The sequence below is a fragment of the Phaeobacter sp. JH20_08 genome (assembly GCF_048056635.1).
Lineage (GTDB): Bacteria > Pseudomonadota > Alphaproteobacteria > Rhodobacterales > Rhodobacteraceae > Phaeobacter > Phaeobacter bryozoorum.
On sequence record NZ_JAYMVV010000001.1, the window covers coordinates 181074 to 201333 of the forward strand.

Genomic DNA, 20260 nt, shown 5'->3' on the forward strand with positions numbered 1-20260 from the left:
CATAGCCGTTTTCCGCGGCACCAAGGTTTGGAGTGATCGACATGGCATCAACAGACAGCGCGCAGGCAGCAACGACACCGGCGCTGGACCTGCGGGTCCCCGGCGAGATGCGTGACAGCGACGACTGGCTGGTGTCGACATGGAATGCCGGTCAATCGCGCGACACCACGTGGTCACAGGATAATGTCCAGATCAACAGTGACGGCGCGGTTGAGCTGCATCTGACGTCGGACAATGGCGTTGGAGAGCGGCTTTTCACCGGTGGTGAAATCCAGTCCGAAGCGGCCCATGAGACCGGCATCTGGAGCTGGACTGCACAGGCGCCGCAGATGCAGGATGGCACGGTCTTTGGGATGTTCCTCTATCAGGAGGACTATCGGAACGATCGCTGGCTGGAGTTCGATTTTGAATTCGTTGGCGCCAATACCCGTCAGGTTCAATTGAGCATCCATATGGAGGCGGAGGATGGCAGCCGCGTGCGGCTGGCCGATGGCCCTGCGGGGCCGCTGGTCGTTGATCTTGGGTTCGATGCCGCCGAGGGGATGCATACCTATGAAATCGAATTGACCGGCACCAGCGCGATTTTCCGCGTAGATGGAGAGGTGCGCGCCGATCTCAGCGGGGCTGATATGCCGGGTGGGCTTTGGTACTCCGGGGCGGTCAAGAGCTTTGCTGACCTTTGGGCGGTGTCCGACAATCAAACGGCTTGGGCCGGAATACCTGACCCGGATGCGCCGCCGCTGGTCGCGGTGATTGCGGATGTGTCCCTGCCGGGACAGGAAGATCCCGCCGAGCCGGAGTTCGACAGCGAACAGCGTGGCACGGAGCAGGCAGAGGATCTATTCGGCGGCGCTGGTGCAGATCTGATCCACGGTGGCGATGGTGCGGATCAGCTGGTGGGCAATCGTGGTTCGGATCACCTCTATGGTGACAAGGGGCGGGACATTCTGCGCGGCAAGGACGGAGATGATTTCCTGTTTGGTGGTCGCGGTCGGGATCGTCTGGCGGGCGGCGGCGGTGACGATCAGCTTGACGGTGGGATCGGTCGTGATCAGCTGCGCGGCGGGGGCGGCGCGGATGTTTTTATCTTCCGCCAGGGCGGGACGCCGGACCGGGTCAATGATTTCTCCCTGTCCCAAGGGGACGTTCTGGATCTGACGCGGTTCAATCTGGATGGTGCGGATCAGCTGCGCTGGCTTGATGGTGAGCGTGGGCGTGGTACGCGCGATCTGTTGCAGGCCGAGGGCGAAGATGGCTGGGTGAATGTTGCGGTGATCGATGACCGGGCGGATGCGCTGACACTGGATCTGCTGATAGCTCAGGATGCGATCCTGTTCTAGACATATGTGTACATTAGTGGGCTACCTTGTTACCGCAGCCCAGCTCTCCCAAGGCAGGCTGTCACGGCCCAGCAGGGCGGGAAGTTGGCGCAGATCCTCCGCGAAACAGCTGCGCAGGTCTTCGATATCGCTGTCGCGCAGGGGCGGCACCACATCACGCATGTTCTGGCTGTTGGCACGCAGCACTGTGGAAACCGGCTTGGTGGATTTTAGCCGGGCCAGGCTATCCTCCAGCCCGGCTTTGCGCAGTTGATCACCACCAGCACGAAGCAGGCTGCGAAGTGCAGGGAGCCGGGCGCGGTCGCTTTCGTTTCGTCGCTCATGCAGCACCGGAGAGCTGTGGCTATCGTCGAGCCCGGCAAAACGATAGACAGTCTGGGCAGCCGCGACCGGATCGGCGCTGATTTCCTCTGCCAGCAGTACCAACACGCGATCATGGCCGAGGGTGTCGAGCCAGCGCCCCAGATGGCGGCTGTAGAGCCCCTGTTCCAGATAGGCCGGATTGTTCGCCAGCCCGTCGTGGAAGGGCAGGGGAGGAATATGGCCCTTGATCACCTCATGCAGGTGGTTGGAATAGGCGCGGGTGACCGGATCGCGCAGCAGGCAGATCACCTTGATGTTCGGATCAAAGGCATTCAGCCGGTCGGGGCAGCGCGGGTCATAGAAATATGAGGGCGATGCCTCAAATCTCACCGTCTTGTCCGCGCCATGGCTGAAATGGCTGCGATACCATTGATAGCCGCGATCGAAATAGGCACTGAAGAAATCCAGTTCCTTGGGATCCGATACGGCGGCATCAGGATGGGCACCGAGGGCCGCGTGAATGAAGGTGGAGGCGCATTTCTGTGCGCCAATACCCACCAGCGTTGGACCAGCCTGTGCCGCGCTGTTACCGGATGGCGCAAGGGGGGGCGTGGTCATGGCGGGTCTTTCCTGTCGGCGTGGCGATTGCGGCGGTACTGAGCGCCAGTCTTAGCACCTCGGATCGGCGGTGCCACGGGAAATGACCCCGTGCATTCCGTCAAACGCCGCTGCCCGGCATCTGGCCTCACCCTGCGGGGACATGCTAGATATGCCGGGAGAAGAGTGGGCAGCATCATGCAGGAACCGGCAGGGCAGGGGCGGATGATTTCGATCATCATGGCCAATCATCAGGGCGCGCCATATTTGCCGGACGCGCTGCGGTCGGTGGCGTCGCAGACCCATGCCGACTGGGAGTTGATCGTGGCTGACGACGGGTCCAGTGACGGATCGGTGGATATCCTGCGAGAGGTTGCACGCCAGGACCCCCGCGTGCGGGTGCTGCTGCATGAAACACCCAGCGGTCCTGCTGCCGCCCGCAATCGGGCGCTGGCGGCGGCCCGTGGCGATTGGCTGGCAATCTGCGATTCCGATGACATAATGCACCCGGACCGGTTGCGGCGCCTGCTGGCCGCGGCAGAGGCGCTGGATGCGGATGCGGTTGCGGATGACATGGTGCATTTCGCGACGGAGCCGCTGGCTGGTCCGCGCAGCGTTCTTGGCAGTGATGCGCCGGAGGTGCCGCGACAGATCGGGCCTGCGGATATGCTGCGGGTGCCGGAACCGGGCACGTCTGGTGCGCAGCTGGGCTATCTGAAGCCCCTGATCCGCCGTCAGGCGCTGGCGGCCTTGCGTTATGATGAGGCGCTGACGATCGGCGAGGATCAGGATTTCTATCTGCGATTGCTGTTGCAAGGCGCGCGTATGTGGCTGCTGCCGGAGGCGCTTTACCTTTACCGGCGACATCCGCATTCCCTGTCACATCGATCGACCCGACGGCAGATTCTTGCGGCGCTTGCTGCGATGGAGGCGTTGCCGGGTCAATTGAGTGCATCACAACATCTTGAATTAAAACATATTATTGAAGAGAGACGGCAAGTGCTTCAATACCGTCTGGCCTTTGAGACGCTGGCAGAGACGCTGAAACAGCGGCGGTTTGGGGCGGCGCTGCGCCAGATCCTGCGGCATCCTGCGCTGGGGTATCGACTGGTGCAGATCGCTTGGGCGAGGATGCGCAGTATTGGCAGGGGGCAGGGCGGCGGCCAAGCTGGACAGGCCGGTGAGGCTGCGGCGGAGCGGGTCCATCTGATCGGCCCTGCCGATGGGCTGCCGCCGCAGGGAGAGGGTCAACATGTCGTTGTCCCGGACCCCGGCGCCGATGGTGGCCATAGCAGTCTATGGGCGGATCTGTGTTATCGGGCCTCGCGCCGTGTGCTGACTGTGACCTATGGTGACGAGGCCGGGCTATCGGCGGCCTGGCGGATCCCGGCCGCCGCGCATATCAAAGCGCGCGGGGCTGTGGTCTCTGATCTGATGCCGCCGCAGGGCCGCCGGGATGGCTGAGCCGCGCCCGCAGATCTCGGTGATTATGGCCACCCGCAATGCCGCCGCTCATCTGCCGCTGGCGATCCGGGCGGTACTGGCACAGACCATGGCGGATCTGGAGCTGATCATCATTGATGACGCCTCCGACGATGACAGCTGGGCGGTGATCCGTGCGGCTGCGGCCAAGGATCCGCGCATACGGGCGCAACGGCGGCCGCACTGCGGCGGTCCGGCTCGGGCACGTAATGATGCGCTCGGCCTTGCACGCGGGGACTGGGTGGCGATCTGCGACAGTGACGACAGCCAGCATCCCCGGCGATTGGAGTTGATGCTGGCAGCGGCGCGGGATCTGGGGGCCGATGTGGTCGCTGATGACCTGATCCTGTTTTCAGAGCGACCGATGGTGCGGGGAGAAACGATTCTGGGTGGTCATGCGCCGCAGCACGCCCGCGCGCTGACGTTGAAGGATCTGGTTCTGAGCGGGGTTGACCCTCAGGGCATCAGTCACATCGGATACCTTAAGCCATTGATCAGAAATCAGCTTCTTCGTGATCTGCGATACGACCCCGCGCTGCGGATCGGCGAGGATCATGACCTTTATCTGCGTCTTCTGCTGGCGGGTGCGACGATGTGGGTGCTGCCGATGGCGGCCTATCTCTATCGTCGGCACCCGGCGTCGGTTTCGTATCGCAACGTGCCCGAGGATCTGGCGGCACAGATCCATGCGCTGGATGGTCTGGTTGCGCAGGACAGGCGCGAGGAGCTGGCGCTCCACGCGGGCATTCGTCGGCAGGCACTTCTGCGGCGTCAGGCACAGCTGGAACTGGCGCGGGAGGTTCGCAGCGGTCGGCTGGGCCGCGCCGCCTGGCGCGCCGCAATGTGCCGCGATCATTGGCCATGGGTGTTATCCGTCCTGCGCAACCGGCTGGAGCTGAAGCTGGTGGCCGGGATCTCGCGCCTGTGGTGTCGTCCGCAGCGCTGGCGACTGGGCCGTGACGGCAGGGCAGGGGGGATGAGCCCGCCGACAGACAGCGCAGGCGAACTGGACCTCAGCGCCGCGGCGGCGCCGATCTGGGCGCGCCTGTGCTGCGCCGCCTCGCGCAGGCGCATTGATGCGGAGGTGAGTGATGCCCTGGGCATGTCTGCCCTGTGGATGGTGCCGGCGGTTCGAACCCCAGGGGAGCAGAGCTGCGGTGTTGCCGCAGAGACGCGGGCGGGCGTCGCGGCTGGGCGCGCGGCTGGATTGGCGGAGGGGGAGCAGGTAGCGAGGGATAATGGCGGGCGTTTGAGGCGGCATATGGGACGACATGACACTCACGGTTGAACCACCGCAAGACATCGGGCAGCCGAAGCTGTCTGTGCTGCGGCGCGGAGCTGGTCGCTGGTGGTTGACCCGTGGCCATCTGCGCATGGGTTATCTGATCCTAGCGGCCATGTCGGGCACCGGGGTGGTCTATCGGCTTGGGTTCCAGTCGCCCGGCTGGATGGCGCTCTATGTGCTGACGATCCTGTGGTATCTGCGGGACTGGCGCCAGAGCGCTGCCATTCTCTGGCAGGCGTGGCCGGTGCTGATGCCCTGCGTGATTGCAATGGCCTCCACCCTGTGGAGCATCAACCCGCCGGTCACCGCCTATCGTAGTTTCCAGCTGACGATGACAACGCTGATTGCCGTGCGTATCGCCTCTGCTATTCCGGCGCATCATACGATGATTGTTGTCAGCCTGACCTCGGCGGTCGGCGTGGCGCTGTCTTATCTGAATTCCGTCGTGACCTTCCTTGCTCCGGCCTTTCATCCAAACGGGGCGCTGAAGGGCATCTATATGCACAAGAACTCCCTCGCCAAGGCGACGGTGAATGCAGCGCATGGGCTGGTGACGCTGGGGTTCTACTGGCGGCTTTCGATCCTGGGTATTCTGGCGGCGGCGCTGATGATCCCGGTGCTGGGCATGGCCCAATCGGCGGGGGCCTATGTGACCTTTGCCATTCTGGCGATCTATGTGCCGGTACTGTGGATCCGTCGCTGGGGCGGGACAGCGCGGCGGGTGGCGCTGCTGTTTTCGCTGATGGTGCTGTTCCTGGTGCCGCTCGCGATCTATATCTCAGGCATTGACGCTTTGGGGCTGCTGCTGGAGCGGCTGGGCAAGGACAGCACCCTGACCGGGCGCACGGTGATCTGGGCCTTTGGTCTGGAGGAAATCGCCAAAGCGCCGATTGGCGGCGTTGGGTTTGGGGCGTATTGGTCGGTGCCATCTTACGCACGGCTTTATATTGAGGCCTATGTCGACGAGGGACTCTATTGGTTTCATAACAGCTATATCGAACTGATGGTGGGCAATGGGCTCCTTGGGGCGGTGACGTTCTTTGGCCTGCTGATCGCCGTCGTGCTGCGCTGTTTTCGCTGGTATTTGCAGGATGGTAGCGTGACCTCGGGGTATTATCTCTTCTATGTGCTGATCAATCTGGTCGCGGCGCTGTCGGATAATGTGATCTACAACGAGCATTCGATCCGGCACATGCTGATCGCGATGGCCTGGATCTATGCCGGCCGAGCGCTGGGGCGCTGGCGGGATGTGCCACCCCGGATCTGAGTGTACTTTTGGGGTCTAGCCTGCGTTCTGGTTCTCATCCGGCGCCGGATCGAGCGGTAGCCCCATTGCGGCCTCCAGTGCGGGGTCAAGCTGGCTGAGGATCCAGGTGCGGTCTTCCGGCGTGATCAGGTGGCCGGGGGTCTTGGGTTTTACATCACGGTCGGACCATGACCAGCCATAGTGTCCCTGCGGGACCTGCAAGCGCCTGTTTGGGGGCACCGGGCTTTCGCCTGCGATGCGCGCAATGATGTCTTCGGGGCGCCGACTGATGGCAGCATGGGTGGTGTAGATCACCCGTGCACCGCGCCGGGGCAGGGTCAGCAGCGCCTCTGCCTTGGCGCGACGCAACGCCAGCAGGTTGGCAAAGGGCGCGCCGGTGATCGGATGCAGATCCTGGTTCAGCGGCTGACCTTTGCATGGGCTGGTCTTTGGTAGGTCAAACCACGCCGGCACGTCGATCTCGCTGCGCCATTCGGCGCGGATAAACTGCGAAAACGGCAGATCACGCAGCGCTGGCAGGCTGTGCCACGGCTTGCCATACATGCTTTCGAGCCATTGGAACGGATCGCGAAAGATCACGATATAGAGCACATCCGCCGGCAGCGCGATGAGGTTCGGGAAGGCATGTTTCCACATGTCATAGCGCGGGCGTGCAGCGGCGAAGTTCTGCTGGATCAGCTGGTCGAGAAAATTGGTCCCGGAACAGCGCTCACCCAGCACCTGATAATTCAGCACAGGTCGGCCGAGGCAGCGGCGACCTGCTATCCTGGCCTTGCGCAAAAGGGGGGACAGCTGCATCGGCTCTCTCAGCTGTGGTAATAGCGGTCGCGCGACCGTCTGGTTGCCCCGTAGAGCGGCTGAGCGGTGCCTTTGACCTTGGTCAGCACAATGCCGTCGGGACTGCGCCCGCCCTGTTCCAGCTGTCGTAGGGCATTGGTAAAGACCGATTGCCGGGTGGTGTTCCATTGCGCCAGCAGGATCAGAAGGTCCGCATGCAGGCCGATGATCCGCGCATCGGGCACAACGGAGATGGGCGGGGTGTCAAAAATGATGATGTCCCAGTGATTGCGCGCCACCGACACAAGCTCGGTCAGCCCGCCCTGGCTGAGCAGATCCGCGGCACTGCCGGTTACGGTGCCGGCAGGCAGGATATCCGCCTGCCCCAGCGCACCGGGAAGCACCGCCGCTGCCAGATCACATTGCCCGGTGAGGACATCAAAGAGCCCCGGCTTGCTGTTGCCACTGGCCAGCGGGTCAGACAGGGAATGGCGGCGCAGGTCGCCGTCGATCAGCAGGACCGATTTACCGATCTGCGCCATATTATGTGCCATGGCCGCCGACAGCGTCGACTTGCCATCGCCGCTTTCGGCGGAGGTAAAGACAACCACCTGCGGCGGGACATCTCCCCGCGCCATCAGCAGCGTGGTGCGCAGATTGCGAACAGCCTCGCCATCGCGGGTCTGCGGGCCAAGCGCGCCGGCCTGTTCGGGCCGGATTTTCTGCGAAAACTGGTCCAGCACCGCAATCACAGGCACGGACGTCAGGCCTGCGATCTGCGCTGGGGAATGCAGGCGCGCCCGGGAGAGCTGCAACACGACAACGAGAACAGTGCCGAGAAACCCGCCAAGGAAGACCGACAGGATAAGGATCCGGCCCTTGTTGGGCAGGGCAGGCTGGTCCGGGGGGAAGGCGCGCGAGATCACCCGGCTGTCGGCGCGTTGCAGGCCGATCTGCATGGAGGTTTCGCGCAGTCGGTTCTGGAAGTTTTCAAACAGCAGACGGCTGGCTTCGGCGTCGCGTTCGGCCTGCACAACTTCGGTCAGCGCATCGCTCTGGGTGGCGATGGTGATCTCCAGATCGGCCATCGAGCGGCGGATTGCCTGTTCCTTGGCTTCGGCTTCGCGCAGATCACGAGCGACTTGCGCCAGAACCGCGCGCCAGCCAGCCAGCGGATCATCAGCGCGCGCCAGAAGCGCGCTATAGCCGTAGCGGCGGGCGGCGGCGCGCTGCTCCTCGGCTGTTTGCAGGCTGCTCAGTTCGGATTGTTTGGCCCGTTGCGCGGCGACATCCTCGGCCCGCTCGGTCAGCGCGCTGCGCAGGGAAATCAGGCGGTTCTCCAGCCCGATCAACTGTGCGGGGCTGGTCACATCGGCCTGCGCCCGGATGTCGGCAACCCGCCGTTCGTTTGCTTCCAGCTGGCCGCGCAGCTCGGTCACCCGGTCCGCCAGCCATCCGGTGGCCTGTTCGGTGACGTTCAGCTTCACCGCCACCTGATTTTCGATATAGGTGTCGGCGAAGGCATTGGCGATGTCAGCCGCCTTGAAGGGGTTCTCGCTCAGCACCCAGATCGAGAAAATATAGGTGTCCGGTATGTTCACCACCCGCATGTTGGCAAGCAGCGTCTGGATCACCTTTTCGCGGACAAAGGCGGGATCTGGCGGAATGGTCGTGTTATAGACGGGCATCCCGAGGAGTCCCTTGATCAGATCTTTCAGCGTCTGGACAGGATTGAGGCCGGGATCGCGCAGCATCATATTGAATTCCGGGTCGGAAACAAGATTCAGCCGGTCGACGACCTGACCCGCCAGTTCCCGACCGCCAAGGATGTGAACCTCGGTTCGGATCACCTCATCCGTGGCGGAAAGGCTACTGACCACGCTTTCGATATCGACCACTTTTTCGTCGCGGGTATCCAGCACCAGCTGTACCTCGGCACCGTAGAGCGGAGTGGCGGCGAGATAGGCCCGCCAGATGCCCAGAAACAGACCGAGCATGACACAGGCAGCGATGACCCAGCGGCCGCGCCAGATGATTGCAAAAATGGCGCCGAGATCGAGCACCTCCTGGCCGTCATCCGCGGCAAAGGACGTCTTAGGCGTGGACACGTTGGTTGACCCCATCGTTATTGGTTTGCCCACGGCCCGCCCTGCGTTGCGCGACGCCGCAGGGGTGGCAAGTAGGTGGCAGTGCCAAGTTCATCAGACTGCGCGCAAAAATCAATCTGTCGCAACATAATCGGATCCTTTAGACAGGTCCATAACACGGAATGGAACAAAGACCATGGGCATGAGCGGTCAGAGAGGCAGGGAGGGCGCCAGCGCTGCACCCAGGGGCATTGATGTGCGGGTGCTGGTGGTGATCCCGACCCTGAATGAAGCGGCTGCGATCCGTCCCTGTCTCGAAAGCCTGCTGCGCGACCCGCTGCTGCGCGATCCAGATCGGTCTGCGCTGGTGGTGGCGGATGGGGGCAGCGATGATGACACGGTGGCCATCGTCGAGAGCTTGGCCGAGACAGCGCCGATCAAGATACATGTGCTGCATAATCCGGACCGGATTCAGTCCGCAGGCATCAATCGGGCGGTTGCTGAATTTGGCGGCGGCTTTGATGTGCTGCTGCGCTGTGATGCCCATGCGATCTATCCGGCGGATTATGCAACCGCCCTGTGCGCGGCGCTGCGGGAGAACGATGATCGTGCGGCGGTCGTGGTGGCGATGCAGTCCGAAGGTCGCAGTGAATTCGGCAAGGCGGCGGCCTGGGTCGTGGATACGCCCTTCGGATCGGGTGGTGCGGCACATCGGGGAGGTCGGACCTCGGGCTATGTGGATCACGGGCATCACGCGCTGATGGATCTGCACTGGTTCCGCCGGGTTGGCGGTTATGATGCGAGTTTCAGCCACAATGAGGATGCTGAGCTGGATTGGCGGTTGCTGGCGGCCGGAGGGCGTATCTGGCTGGCCGGTGATGTGCGGCTTGGCTATGTGATGCGCAGCACGCCTGTCGCGCTATGGCGGCAATATCAGAACTATGGCGCAGGCCGTGCGGCAACATTGATCAAGCATCGGATGCGGCCACGGCTGCGGCAGATGGTGCCGGTTGCCAATCTCCTCCTATGTGGACTGGCACTGGTCGCAGCACCCTTCTGGCCCTTGGCTCTGATCTGGCCGCTGGTTTACCTGACTGTGGTGATTGTGGTGACGGGCATCGCCTGTTTGCGACTGGGGGGTGCCGGGATCTGGTCCGGGGTGGCTCTGGTGCTGATGCACATGGGCTGGGCGCTTGGTCTGGTGCGGGCGATGGCGCGGCATTCTGTTCAATCGGTCCTGGCGGGTGCCGCGGGGCGCAGGGTGAAGCGATGAGCGAACGGATTTCGATATTACTCTGCACCTATCGGCGCCGCAGCGTGGTGGACACATTGGAGAGCCTGGCAGCTTTGCGCGCACCGCAGGGCTATACGATAGATATCATCGTGGCGGACAATGATACCTCGCCGTCGGCGGACCACTGGGTGCGCGGCTGCGCGACCTCCTGGCCGGTCAGCTATGTCCACGCGCCGGCACGCAATATCTCTCTGGCCCGCAACGCCTGTCTGGCCATGGCGCGCAAGCGGCGGTCGGATTGGGTTGCCTTTGTCGATGATGATGAGGTGGTTCCGCCCGACTGGATCGAACAGCTGATGCGCCGCGCCATGGAGACCGGCGCGGATGTGATTTCAGGGCCAGCCATCGCACGTTACCCGCAGCAGGCGCCGCAATGGATGGTTGATCAGGACTGGCACAGCAACTGGCCGGAACTTCGCGCCGGCAATGGCGGTGGGGTGCAGTTACAGACCGCCCATAGCTGCAATGCGCTGATGCGGTTTGCCGGTCGCCCCTGGGAGGGGCTGGAGTTTGATCTCTCTCGCGGCACGAGCGGCGGCGAGGATACCGCCTATTTCTTTGCGCTCTCACATCTGGGCGCGCAGTTTGCGATCTCGGCCGATGCGGCCGTCTTTGAGGTGGTTGCGTCGGATCGGTTGCATCTGGGCTGGTTGGCAAAACGGCGGTTCCGCATGGGGCAGAGCTATGCGGCCAGCGCATCGGGGCTGCTGGCACGGACAAAACTGGCTGGGGCGGCGTTGGCCAAGGTTGCCTATTGTGTCGTTGCGACCCTGCCTGTCCTGCCTGTCGAGCCGCGCCGGAATTTCTGGCTGTTGCGGGGGCTGCTGCACCTGGGCGTGATGGCGGGATGTTTTGCCCTGCCACAGCCGCAGATCTACGGCGGAGCAAAGGATCAAGAGCCGCCGCCGCAGCGGATCCGTGGCTGACATATGGCGCAGTTGCTCTGTTTTGCCTCCGATCTGACTGACGTGGCCCAGCTGAGACGGCTGGAGTCTTTTCAGGCGCTTGGGCATGAGGTGATCTCGGTGTCTTCGCGCAAGGGGCCGTTGCCGCAGGTGAGCTGGCAGAACATTGATTTGGGCGAGATTGGTCAACACGGGCTGTTGCGCCGGGGGCGTCTGGCGCTCTCCACTGCGTTGGGTGACCCGCGGCTGCGGCCATTGGTGCAGCAGGCCGATCTGCTGGTGGCGCGCAATCTCGATATGCTGGCGCTGGCCGCCGCGCTGCGGCGGCGCTGCGGCAGCGCGGCGCCGCTTGCCTATGAGGTGCTGGATATCCATTCGCTGTTCGAAGGCAGCGGCCTGAAACCCCGGATCGCCCGCTGGGTCGAGCGGCGGCTGATCGCGGCGGCGGAGGTGCTGTGGCTGTCCTCGCCCGGTTTCCACGAAGGGTATTTCGTGCCGGTACATGGTTTTGTTGGGCCCTGGCAACTGGTGGAGAACAAGATGGTCGTGCCGGACCGCATGTCACGACCCGTCGCGGGAGGTTTTCATGGCGCGGCATCCGGGCCGTTGCGGCTGGGTTGGATCGGCGCCATACGCTGCCGACCGAGCTTTGAGCTGCTGCTGAGGGTGGCGCAGCAAATGGGGGCGGCGATCGAGGTGCATGTTCACGGCAAGATCCACGACCATGTCTTGCCTGATTTCCATGACCGGATCGCGGGACACGGCAATGTCACCTTTCACGGGGCCTACGCCTACCCGGAGGGTCTGGCTGCCTGCTACCGCGGCTGCGATGTGGTCTGGGCGCAGGATTTGTGGCAGGCGGGTGATGCCCGCGCCGGTGGCAATTCGGATCTGCTGCTGCCGAACCGCATTTATGAGGCCGGCTGGCACGGCTGTCCGGTGATCGCCGTGGCGACGACGCAGACCGGCCGAAAGATTGAGGAGACAGGGCAGGGCTGGACCCTGCGCCGTGCTGATGCCGCCGAGCTGGTCGGGCTGTTGCAGCAGCTGACGCCGGCCCGGATCGCCGCCTGTCGCAATCGGATCGCGGCGCTGCCCGAGACGATGTTCCGTCAGACCGCCGATGATGTGACGGCGTTGCTGGCTTCAGCCGGGATCGGCGTTCCGGGCCAAAGGCGTGAGACCGGGCCGAAGAGATGAGGCCCCGTCAAAGAGCGGCTCGTAGAGTGACATAAAACGCTCACCGCCGCGCTGGAGAGACAGGTTCTCCAATACGTAATCGCGGGGGCGATAGTTTGGCAGCGCCGTCCAGAAGCGATCAAACTGTTCTTCCATATTGTCGATCTGGAACCGCATCCCGCAGCGGTCATCGAAATAGGGCACCGAACTGGGGATGACGTCACCCTGTGCCAGGATCCGCTGTGAGGGGTCGACCAGCACCCCCTCATCCCAAGCAAAGACTGGCAGGTTCGCCGACATGGCTTCCTGATAGGCGAGCCCTTGGGTTTCGTGTTCGGTGCAGAAAAGCACCGCACGGCTGCGGCTCACCAGATCGCGGTACTGCGCGGGCGTATGATGCCCGTAGTCCAGTTCGCGCCAGCTGAGCCCGCGCGCGGTCAGCATGTCACGCAGGGGCTGGAGCAGATCGCATTCGCGGGCGGTTTCTCGATGCCAGCGGACCTTGTTGTAGAAGAGCAGATCAATGCTTTTGCTGTGACCCGACATATCGGGCCAGGCATCGGTGTCGATGCCCACGAACATCGGTGCGAATTGTGCGCGTGTCTCTGCCGGATTGAGCTGGATCGGCCAGGCTGACGGGTAGGTCACGACTTTCAGGTTCACCTGTTCGCGAAGCGTTGCAAGGTCGCTGCTGTCCGGCACGCGCCCGGGACCGTAAATGGCAGGGTTGCTCAGTCCAAAACGGGCCAGCGGCGGCAGATATCCACTCAGGCCGATCGGGTGATCCGGATGTCCGCGGGCAAAGTCGAAGTCATTTATCACCACATCGTGACCGAGACGCCGAAGGCTTTTGGCAAGATTCGTGAAGGCGACGTAGAAGCCGGTTCGCGGTTGTGCGCCTTTCATCAGGCGATAGCCATAGCGCAGGCGCTCACGCAGCTGCGACAGGATTTGGCCGTGTGGGACATCGTAGGCTTTCAGATCATAGCCATCAAAGAACAAAGGGATTTTCACGATGGCAGGTCCTGGGCGCTGACCGGAAATAAGGTGCTGTCACCCTAACAGTCGCGCGGGAAGAGGTCGATGGTCTGGGCGCTTTGGTCTGTGGTTTCGACCGATTGTTAAAATGCTTTGCATATTTTGCGCAGGGTTATTTTCGCCCGGAGGGCCTTTGTTAACGGGTTCAGGGCAAGCTGCGCCGGTGTTTTGAAAGGTGGAGTATACGATGTCGCTAAGAAAACTAACAACCGCAGCGGTACTGGCCATGGCCCTGCCGACGCTTGGACTGGCTCAGCAGGGCGTGTCAGAGACTGAAGTTCGATTTGCACAGGTCGCCGCACTTGAGGGTCCGGCTTCGGCGCTGGGGCAGGGGATGCAGCTTGGCCTGCAAGCCGCGTTTGCCGAGGCGAATGCTGCGGGTGGTGTTCACGGACGCAGCATCGTTCTGGACAGCATGGATGACAGCTATGAACCTGACCGATCGGCCACGCTGGTCAAACAGGTGATTGCTGATGATCAGCATATTGGCCTGATCGGCGCTGTTGGCACCCCGACCGCATCGGCAACGCAGCCGATCGCGACCGAGGCTGGCATGCCGTTTATCGGCCCCTTCACCGGTGCTGGTTTCCTGCGCGATGCAAGCCACGGGAACATCTTCAACGTCCGTGCCACATATGCGGCGGAAACCGAAGCCTGGATTGCCCATCTGGTGGATGAGCTGAACATGAGTTCCATCGCGCTGCTCTATCAGGATGATGGTTTTGGTCGCGTAGGCCTGGCTGGTGTTACCGCGGCACTGGAAAAACGCGGCATGACCCTCGCCGCCGAGGGCACGTATACCCGCAATACCACCGCTGTGAAGAAGGCGCTTCTGACCATCCGCAAGGCCGAACCGGATGCGGTTGTGATGGTTGGCGCCTATAAGCCGGTTGCCGAATTCATCAAGCTGGCGCGCAAGCTGAAGTTCAATCCGACCTTCGTGAATATTTCCTTTGTGGGGTCCGACGCGCTGGCGAAGGAACTGGGCGAGGCCGGTGAAGGTGTGATTATCAGCCAGGTTGTGCCGTTCCCATGGGACACTTCGCTGCCAGTCGTGGCGCAGTACCAATCCGCACTGAAGGCGGTGGATGCCGCAGCCGAGCCGGGTTTCGTGACACTTGAAGGGTATCTGACAGGTCGTCTGGCCATCCGCGCTCTGGAAGAGGCAGGTGCCGAGCTGACCCGTGAAAGCTATCTCGCGGCCTTCGCCGGGCTGAGTGAGGTGGATCTGGGCGGAGTCACCATGCGCTTTGGTCCGGATGACAACCAGGGCATGGATGACGTCTTCCTGACCCATATCGCCAAGGATGGCAGCTTCCAACCTGTCGTGGCAGGCGGCGAATCCTGAAAAAGCGCCAGATTGAGGCATGTCTGATGCCTCAATCACCCGGCCTCTGCCGGATTTCTGTGCAAAACCGAGTGGTTTTAATGGACTCATGGGGCGAATAATGACGAAGCAGACACGTAAACGCGCGACACGGCGGTGGAATCCGTTGTCCAGTATTCGCGCCAAGATGTTTCTTATCCTACTGGCGATGGCCGGTACTTCGGGTGCCATCGGCTATGCGGTGACGCGGGCGTTTGAACAGGTGGCCGGAGATGTGCATGTCCTGTCCGGGGAAAAGCTTCCTGAACTGGAACTGAGCGGTCAGATGACCGCTGCTGCGGCCCGAACCAAGGACGCGATGGTTGCGGTGATGCTGGCTGATACGCTGAATGCGCTCGACTTTGCCAAGAGCGATGTGACAACGGCGGTTCGCGCGCTTGATAGCGCGGTGGAACAGCTGCCCGAAGTGCTCCGTGATGAATTCAAACCAGATCTGGTTATGGTCGAGGAGGCGCTGGATGCCTCCATTGACGCCCGTACCATTGCTTTCAAGAATGCTGCGGCAGTGATCGCGATGACGGCCGAGCTGCAGGAAATGAGCAGCGCCATGCAGGTCACGCTCGCCGAGATGGCAAAGGAGGCCTATTCGAACCTCACCAAAGGCGGTGAGCAGACGATGTCTGCAGTCGATGCGACTTTGACCGATCTGGTCGAGGTGAAATTTGCCACCCTGCAGTCGCTGTTGCAGGCGCGTGCGGAAATCAACCTGATTTCCGGTATCGCCCTTGCCATCGGCGATACCAAGGACCGTGCCATGCAGTCGATCCTGACCGATCTGGCCAAGGCATCGGATGGCCGTCTGAACGAGGTGATCAACACGCTGGAGGTCGAGGCGCCTGGTGTCGTACCGATCTTTGCCATCCGTGATGCTGCTGCGGTGCTGCAGAAGGCGGTTTCGCGCGCGGGTGCTCAGTCCAGCGCCCTGCGTCAGGAGGTGCTGAGTGCGCGCCTGTCAAGCGATACCGAACTGGCCACTGCGGTCGATGACATGGTGTTTGAGGTGACATTGGCGGCTGACGATGCCAGCACCGACAGCAAGAAGGCAATTCAGGGTCTGCTTGCGAATGAGGTCGGTTTTCTCAACACATTGCTTGAGATCAATACCTGGATCAGCAATTTCCAGGTCGCAGCATTGGATGTCGTGACCGCGCAGGGTCTGGTGCAGACCCGCGCTGCTGCCGAACCGATGGAGCGAGCCGCTGCCGCTCTTGCAGACTACAAGACGTTTGACGAAGGACGGCTGGCCGCGCAGCTCGACGAGATCATCACGCTGGCGGCACCCGATCAGGGGCTGGCGGTTTTCCGAATTGCCTCGCTCACGGCGGATGCGGATGCGACCAAAGCGGCCAATGCAACCGCCAATGCGGTGCTTCAGATCGCGAGCCGTGCCTCGCTTCTTGGCTCCGGCAGCCGGGGTGAAATTGCCTATATGGCCACCGACATTGCAGCGACCGTAGACGAGGCTCGCGCCAATATCGAACGGATGCTGATGGTGGCGGGCGGGCTCCTGATGGTGGCGCTGCTGCTGACCCATTTCCTGGTCCAACGACCGCTCAACGCGATCAGCCGGACCACCGAGCGGCTCGCCGATGGTGATCTGAGCCCGATCAAGGGATTTGAGCGCACCAGCGACGAGATCTACCGCATTGCACAGGCATTGACCGTGTTCCGTGACGGGTTGGTGGAGAAAGAGGAACTGTCCAAGGCCACCGAGGAGGAGCGCGCGATCCATCAGGCGCAGCAGACCGCTGCCGTCACGGCGATCGGTCAGGGTTTGGCCCGGCTTGCACAGGGCGACCTTTCGGCGCGGATCAACGAAGAACTGACCGAGGGCTACGCCCAGTTGCAGGCGGATTTCAATCAGACGGTTGAGACCTTGAGCAGAACCGTGATGGATATGGTGGATGTTGCCTCTTCCATTCGCAATGGCGCCGATGAGATCAGCCAGGCTTCCGATGATCTGTCGCGGCGGACCGAAAGCCAGGCGGCGACGCTGGAGGAGACTGCCGCTGCCCTGGATGAGCTGACAGCCAGTGTGAAATCCGCAGCTGAGGGCGCGCGGTCGGTTGAGACCACCACCCAGGCCGCAAAGAGCGAAGCGATCGAGAATGGCAGCGTTGTCAGCAGCGCTGTCTCTGCGATGACGGAAATCGAGGAGAGCTCCAAACATATCGCGCAGATCATCAGCGTGATTGATGACATTGCGTTCCAGACCAATCTTCTGGCTTTGAACGCCGGTGTCGAAGCGGCGCGCGCTGGCGAAGCGGGTCGTGGGTTTGCGGTTGTTGCCTCCGAAGTGCGTGGCCTGTCGCAGCGCACATCCGAGGCGGCGCGGGAAATCAAGACATTGATCAGCGAGAGCTCGAAGAAGGTCGACTACGGTGTCGAACTCGTCGGCAAGGCTGGCACTGCGCTGAGCGGCATCGTGGCACAGGTCGGGCAGATCTCGCAGCAGGTCTCCGATATCGCCGATGGCGCGACGGCCCAGTCCACCGGGCTGCATGAGATCAATATCGGCATGTCGCAGCTGGATCAGGTGACCCAGCAGAATGCGGCAATGGTGGAGCAATCCACCGCCGCCAGCCATATGCTGCGCGGGGATGCGACCAAGCTGGCGGAGCTGGTGGCGATTTTCACCGTAGCAGGAGACGGCTCCGAGACGCCGGAGGCGGTGGTCGATGCCGCTGAGCAACACACCTCCGGTGACGGCTGGGAGGAGCAGGACATGTGGGCTGATGAGCCGGAAGATTGGCAGAACACCGGCTAAGCCTATCCTGATTTAGGTGTCGATTCATCTGTGACCGCAGCCGCCTTTGCGCCGCTGCGGTCGCGGTTTTTGGGGGGACGTTTCTCGGAGCCGCTAAAGACCCGTGTCAGGATCGCGAAGAGAGCGCCGTCGCATCCGGCCTGTATTCTGGCAGCGCGCGCTACAGGGCGTAGAGATCGGATCCGCAAAGCCAATAAGACTCATCGCCTAGCGGCGCGGATGGAGATCATCACCAATCGCGGCATGTCGGTGCTGTCGCCCATGGCCATGCTTGGCCAGATGCGGGTGATCGTCGGGCAGTTCAGGGTGATCATGCGCCACCATATCGGCATTTCCGTGCCACAGCTTCGCGGCGAGCAAGAGACCGACGGCGGCAATCAGCCCGAGCACCATAAAGGTCGTGTTGAAACCGGCGCGGGCGCCGATCTGCCCTGCCAGCGGATAGGTCACCAGCCAGCAAGCATGGCTGAGGGCAAACTGTGCGGCGAAGAGCGCCGGGCGATCTTCTGCATTAGCCGAGCGTCGCAGCAACCGCCCCGTTGGCGTCAGGGCCAGGCTGAAGCCAAAGCCAAGTATCATCCAAAGAACAACCAGAAGCAGGAAGCTATTGGCCAATGGGCCGAGAAAGAGCCCGAAGGTGAGGATGGCGCCGCCTGCCAGCATCGGCGGACGGTCCGGCATATGGTCCAGCATCCGTGGCAGCAGCAGCGCGGCCAGCATCGACCCGCCGCCAAAGGCCGCAAGGGCAATGGCCACCTCGGGTTCCTGCAGGCCGAAGCTGCCTTTCACCAACACAACCGTGTTGACGATGACCATCGAGGAGGCCGCCGCAACGACAAGGTTCAGTGCCAGCAGGCCCCGCAGTCGCGGCGTCGCAAGATAGAGCCGTATGCCACGCGTCGTGCGGGCCCAGATCGTGCGCGGTTTGCCAGGCTGGGGTGATGGGATCGGCACGGATAGCACCAATAGGGCAGAGGTCAGAAAACCGATGACCGTGCCTGCAAACAACATCGGGAAACTGACCACGGTCAGCAGCGCAGCCGCAAGTGCCGGCGACAGCAGGCTTTCCAAATCATAGGCAAGTCGCGACAGCGAGAGCGCGCGCGTATATTCTGCCTCATCCGGCAGCACATCGGGAATGGTCGCCTGAAACGTCGGCGTGAAGCCCGCAGAGGCGGCCTGCATCAGGAAAATGAGGCAATAGATCTGCCAGATCTCGGTGACAAAGGGCAGCGCGAGCGCCACACCGGCGCGGATCAGGTCGAGCGAGACCAGCATGGTGCGCCGAGGCAGCCTACCGGCCAGGGCGGCCGCGATTGGAGCGAGGCCGACATAGGCCACCATCTTGATCGCGAGGGCCGTGCCGAGAACAACGCCGGCGTCCTCCCCTGCGATCTGCCATGCCAGCAGGCCAAGCGCGACCGTCGCCAGCCCGGTGCCGAGCAGCGCAATGACCTGTGCGGCCAGCAGGTGACGATAGGTCCGATTTGCAAGAACAGTGAGCATTCCGACCTATTCATATATGTTGACTGGAGTTACCGCGCAGCGCAGCCGCCAGATCTCTCGTGATCAGGGCGCGGGATTGCCTGGTTTGGCTGGCCTGTCGGCGTGGTCTGTTTCCCGCTGACCCTAGCCCGCCGCAGGCGGTGTGGCAATCGCGGCGGCGACACGTTCGGCAGTTAGATGCGCCTGGGTTTGCAGCCAGTCGACAAGCGTGCTCACCTCAGGCCGATGGCTGTTTCGATCCGAGGGCAGCACCAGATGATGGCCATGCTGGGTCGACAGGGCAATATCGCTGGCGCGGCGCAATGTGCCGCGCTCAAGATACGGCTGGGCAAAGACATCAGCAACCAGAGCAACGCCCAGACCACGGTTGGCCAGTTCAAGTGCAATCAGCGATTGGTCGACCTTGTAGGCTGGTTCGGGGACTGTAACGCCGGGGGCATGCAGCGCAAAGAAATGGCGCCAGGTGTCGACAACGCCGGTCATTTCGATCAGTGGCAATCTGTCCAATTCGGAGCAGGGGGAAGTGCCTAGCAGGCTGGGTGTCGCCACTGCAATGACCGTGTTCTGGAGCAGCGGCAAGACGGGGCCATCGCGCCAGCTGCCATCGCCATAGCGAATGTCGACATCTATCGATTCGCCCTGCGACAGCTCACTCCATGATGACGACAGCACCCGAAGCCGACTGGCGGGATATTGTTTTCTGTAGTCGCCCAGCAATGGCATCAGCCACAGGAGGTTCAGAGACGTGAGACAGCGCAGGGTCACCTCCTGCTCGGTCCCTTTGCCAAAGAGATTGCAGGTGGTCGCGTCAATATCGGCAAAAGCCTTGGCCACCACGGGCAGATAGGCATGTCCCAGCCGTGTGAGGCTGAGCAGCTTGTGGTCGCGGCGGAACAGCTTGTGGCCCAGCTGCGCCTCAAGCCCGCGAACCTGATAGCTGACGGCAGAAGGTGTGAGGCCCAGCTCCTCCGCCGCCAGGGTGAAGCTTCCGTGCCGCGCACTGGCATCAAAGGCACGGAGCCAATTCATCGGAGGAAGATCGCTGT

General features: G+C 62.4%; 15 protein-coding genes. 9 read left to right on the top strand and 6 right to left on the bottom strand.

What is annotated here, in order from left to right:
- The first annotated feature begins 41 nt into the window (after positions 1-41).
- Positions 42-1340: a family 16 glycosylhydrolase gene (locus VWY75_RS00875; protein WP_416537917.1), complete on the top strand. Its 1299-nt coding sequence runs from the start codon at positions 42-44 to the stop codon at positions 1338-1340.
- 21 nt (positions 1341-1361) lie between these two features.
- Here VWY75_RS00875 and VWY75_RS00880 read toward each other — a convergent pair whose 3' ends face one another.
- Positions 1362-2261 (bottom strand): sulfotransferase domain-containing protein, encoded by a 900-nt coding sequence (locus VWY75_RS00880; protein WP_416535364.1) that lies wholly within the window; start codon positions 2259-2261, stop codon positions 1362-1364.
- Positions 2262-2438: 177 nt separating this feature from the next.
- On the opposite strand from VWY75_RS00880, the gene VWY75_RS00885 reads away from it, so the two are divergent.
- Genes VWY75_RS00885 through VWY75_RS00895 form a run of 3 tightly spaced genes read left to right on the top strand, consistent with a single transcriptional unit; the run spans position 2439 to position 6274 of the window.
- Positions 2439-3704 (top strand): glycosyltransferase family 2 protein, encoded by a 1266-nt coding sequence (locus VWY75_RS00885; RefSeq protein ID WP_416537918.1) that lies wholly within the window; start codon positions 2439-2441, stop codon positions 3702-3704.
- Positions 3697-5010 (top strand): glycosyltransferase family 2 protein, encoded by a 1314-nt coding sequence (locus tag VWY75_RS00890; RefSeq protein WP_416537919.1) that lies wholly within the window; start codon positions 3697-3699, stop codon positions 5008-5010. Before VWY75_RS00885 ends, VWY75_RS00890 begins: the two co-directional genes overlap by 8 nt.
- Positions 4994-6274 (top strand): O-antigen ligase family protein, encoded by a 1281-nt coding sequence (locus VWY75_RS00895; RefSeq protein WP_416535367.1) that lies wholly within the window; start codon positions 4994-4996, stop codon positions 6272-6274. Before VWY75_RS00890 ends, VWY75_RS00895 begins: the two co-directional genes overlap by 17 nt.
- 15 nt (positions 6275-6289) lie before the next feature.
- Here the strand turns inward: VWY75_RS00895 and VWY75_RS00900 are convergent, their stop codons facing one another.
- Together VWY75_RS00900 and VWY75_RS00905 are read right to left on the bottom strand one after the other, a co-directional pair.
- Positions 6290-7072 (bottom strand): hypothetical protein, encoded by a 783-nt coding sequence (locus VWY75_RS00900; protein ID WP_416537920.1) that lies wholly within the window; start codon positions 7070-7072, stop codon positions 6290-6292.
- An 8-nt stretch (positions 7073-7080) separates the two neighbouring features.
- Positions 7081-9159, bottom strand: a complete 2079-nt coding sequence (locus VWY75_RS00905; protein ID WP_416537921.1) for a GumC family protein — start codon at positions 9157-9159, stop codon at positions 7081-7083.
- Positions 9160-9340: 181 nt separating this feature from the next.
- Here VWY75_RS00905 and VWY75_RS00910 point away from each other — a divergent pair, with 181 nt between their 5' ends.
- The 3 genes from VWY75_RS00910 to VWY75_RS00920 are packed head-to-tail and all read left to right on the top strand — an operon-like array spanning position 9341 to position 12537.
- The gene (locus VWY75_RS00910) at positions 9341-10411 is read left to right on the top strand and encodes a glycosyltransferase family 2 protein (protein ID WP_416537922.1); all 1071 of its coding nucleotides are present in this window, start codon (positions 9341-9343) and stop codon (positions 10409-10411) included.
- Complete coding sequence (locus VWY75_RS00915) at positions 10408-11358, top strand: glycosyltransferase family 2 protein (protein ID WP_416537923.1); 951 nt, start codon at positions 10408-10410, stop codon at positions 11356-11358. The genes VWY75_RS00910 and VWY75_RS00915 overlap by 4 nt, the downstream gene beginning before the upstream one ends.
- Before the next feature lie 3 nt (positions 11359-11361).
- A complete protein-coding gene (locus tag VWY75_RS00920; protein ID WP_416537924.1) occupies positions 11362-12537 on the top strand; it encodes a glycosyltransferase family 1 protein in 1176 nt (391 codons plus the stop codon).
- Here the strand turns inward: VWY75_RS00920 and VWY75_RS00925 are convergent.
- The gene (locus VWY75_RS00925; protein ID WP_416537925.1) at positions 12484-13530 is read right to left on the bottom strand and encodes a glycosyltransferase; all 1047 of its coding nucleotides are present in this window, start codon (positions 13528-13530) and stop codon (positions 12484-12486) included. The genes VWY75_RS00920 and VWY75_RS00925 overlap by 54 nt on opposite strands.
- 211 nt (positions 13531-13741) lie before the next feature.
- Between VWY75_RS00925 and VWY75_RS00930 the strand changes: the two genes are divergently transcribed.
- Together VWY75_RS00930 and VWY75_RS00935 are read left to right on the top strand one after the other, a co-directional pair.
- Entirely contained in the window at positions 13742-14902 is a 1161-nt protein-coding gene (locus tag VWY75_RS00930; protein WP_340547554.1) for an ABC transporter substrate-binding protein, read from the top strand.
- A gap of 100 nt (positions 14903-15002) precedes the next feature.
- Positions 15003-17708: a methyl-accepting chemotaxis protein gene (locus tag VWY75_RS00935; protein WP_416535374.1), complete on the top strand. Its 2706-nt coding sequence runs from the start codon at positions 15003-15005 to the stop codon at positions 17706-17708.
- 207 nt (positions 17709-17915) lie between these two features.
- Here the strand turns inward: VWY75_RS00935 and VWY75_RS00940 are convergent, their stop codons facing one another.
- Positions 17916-19214, bottom strand: a complete 1299-nt coding sequence (locus VWY75_RS00940) for an MFS transporter (RefSeq protein WP_416537926.1) — start codon at positions 19212-19214, stop codon at positions 17916-17918.
- Between the two features lie 123 nt (positions 19215-19337).
- Entirely contained in the window at positions 19338-20243 is a 906-nt protein-coding gene (locus VWY75_RS00945) for a LysR substrate-binding domain-containing protein (RefSeq protein ID WP_416535376.1), read from the bottom strand.
- Positions 20244-20260 lie beyond the last annotated feature (17 nt).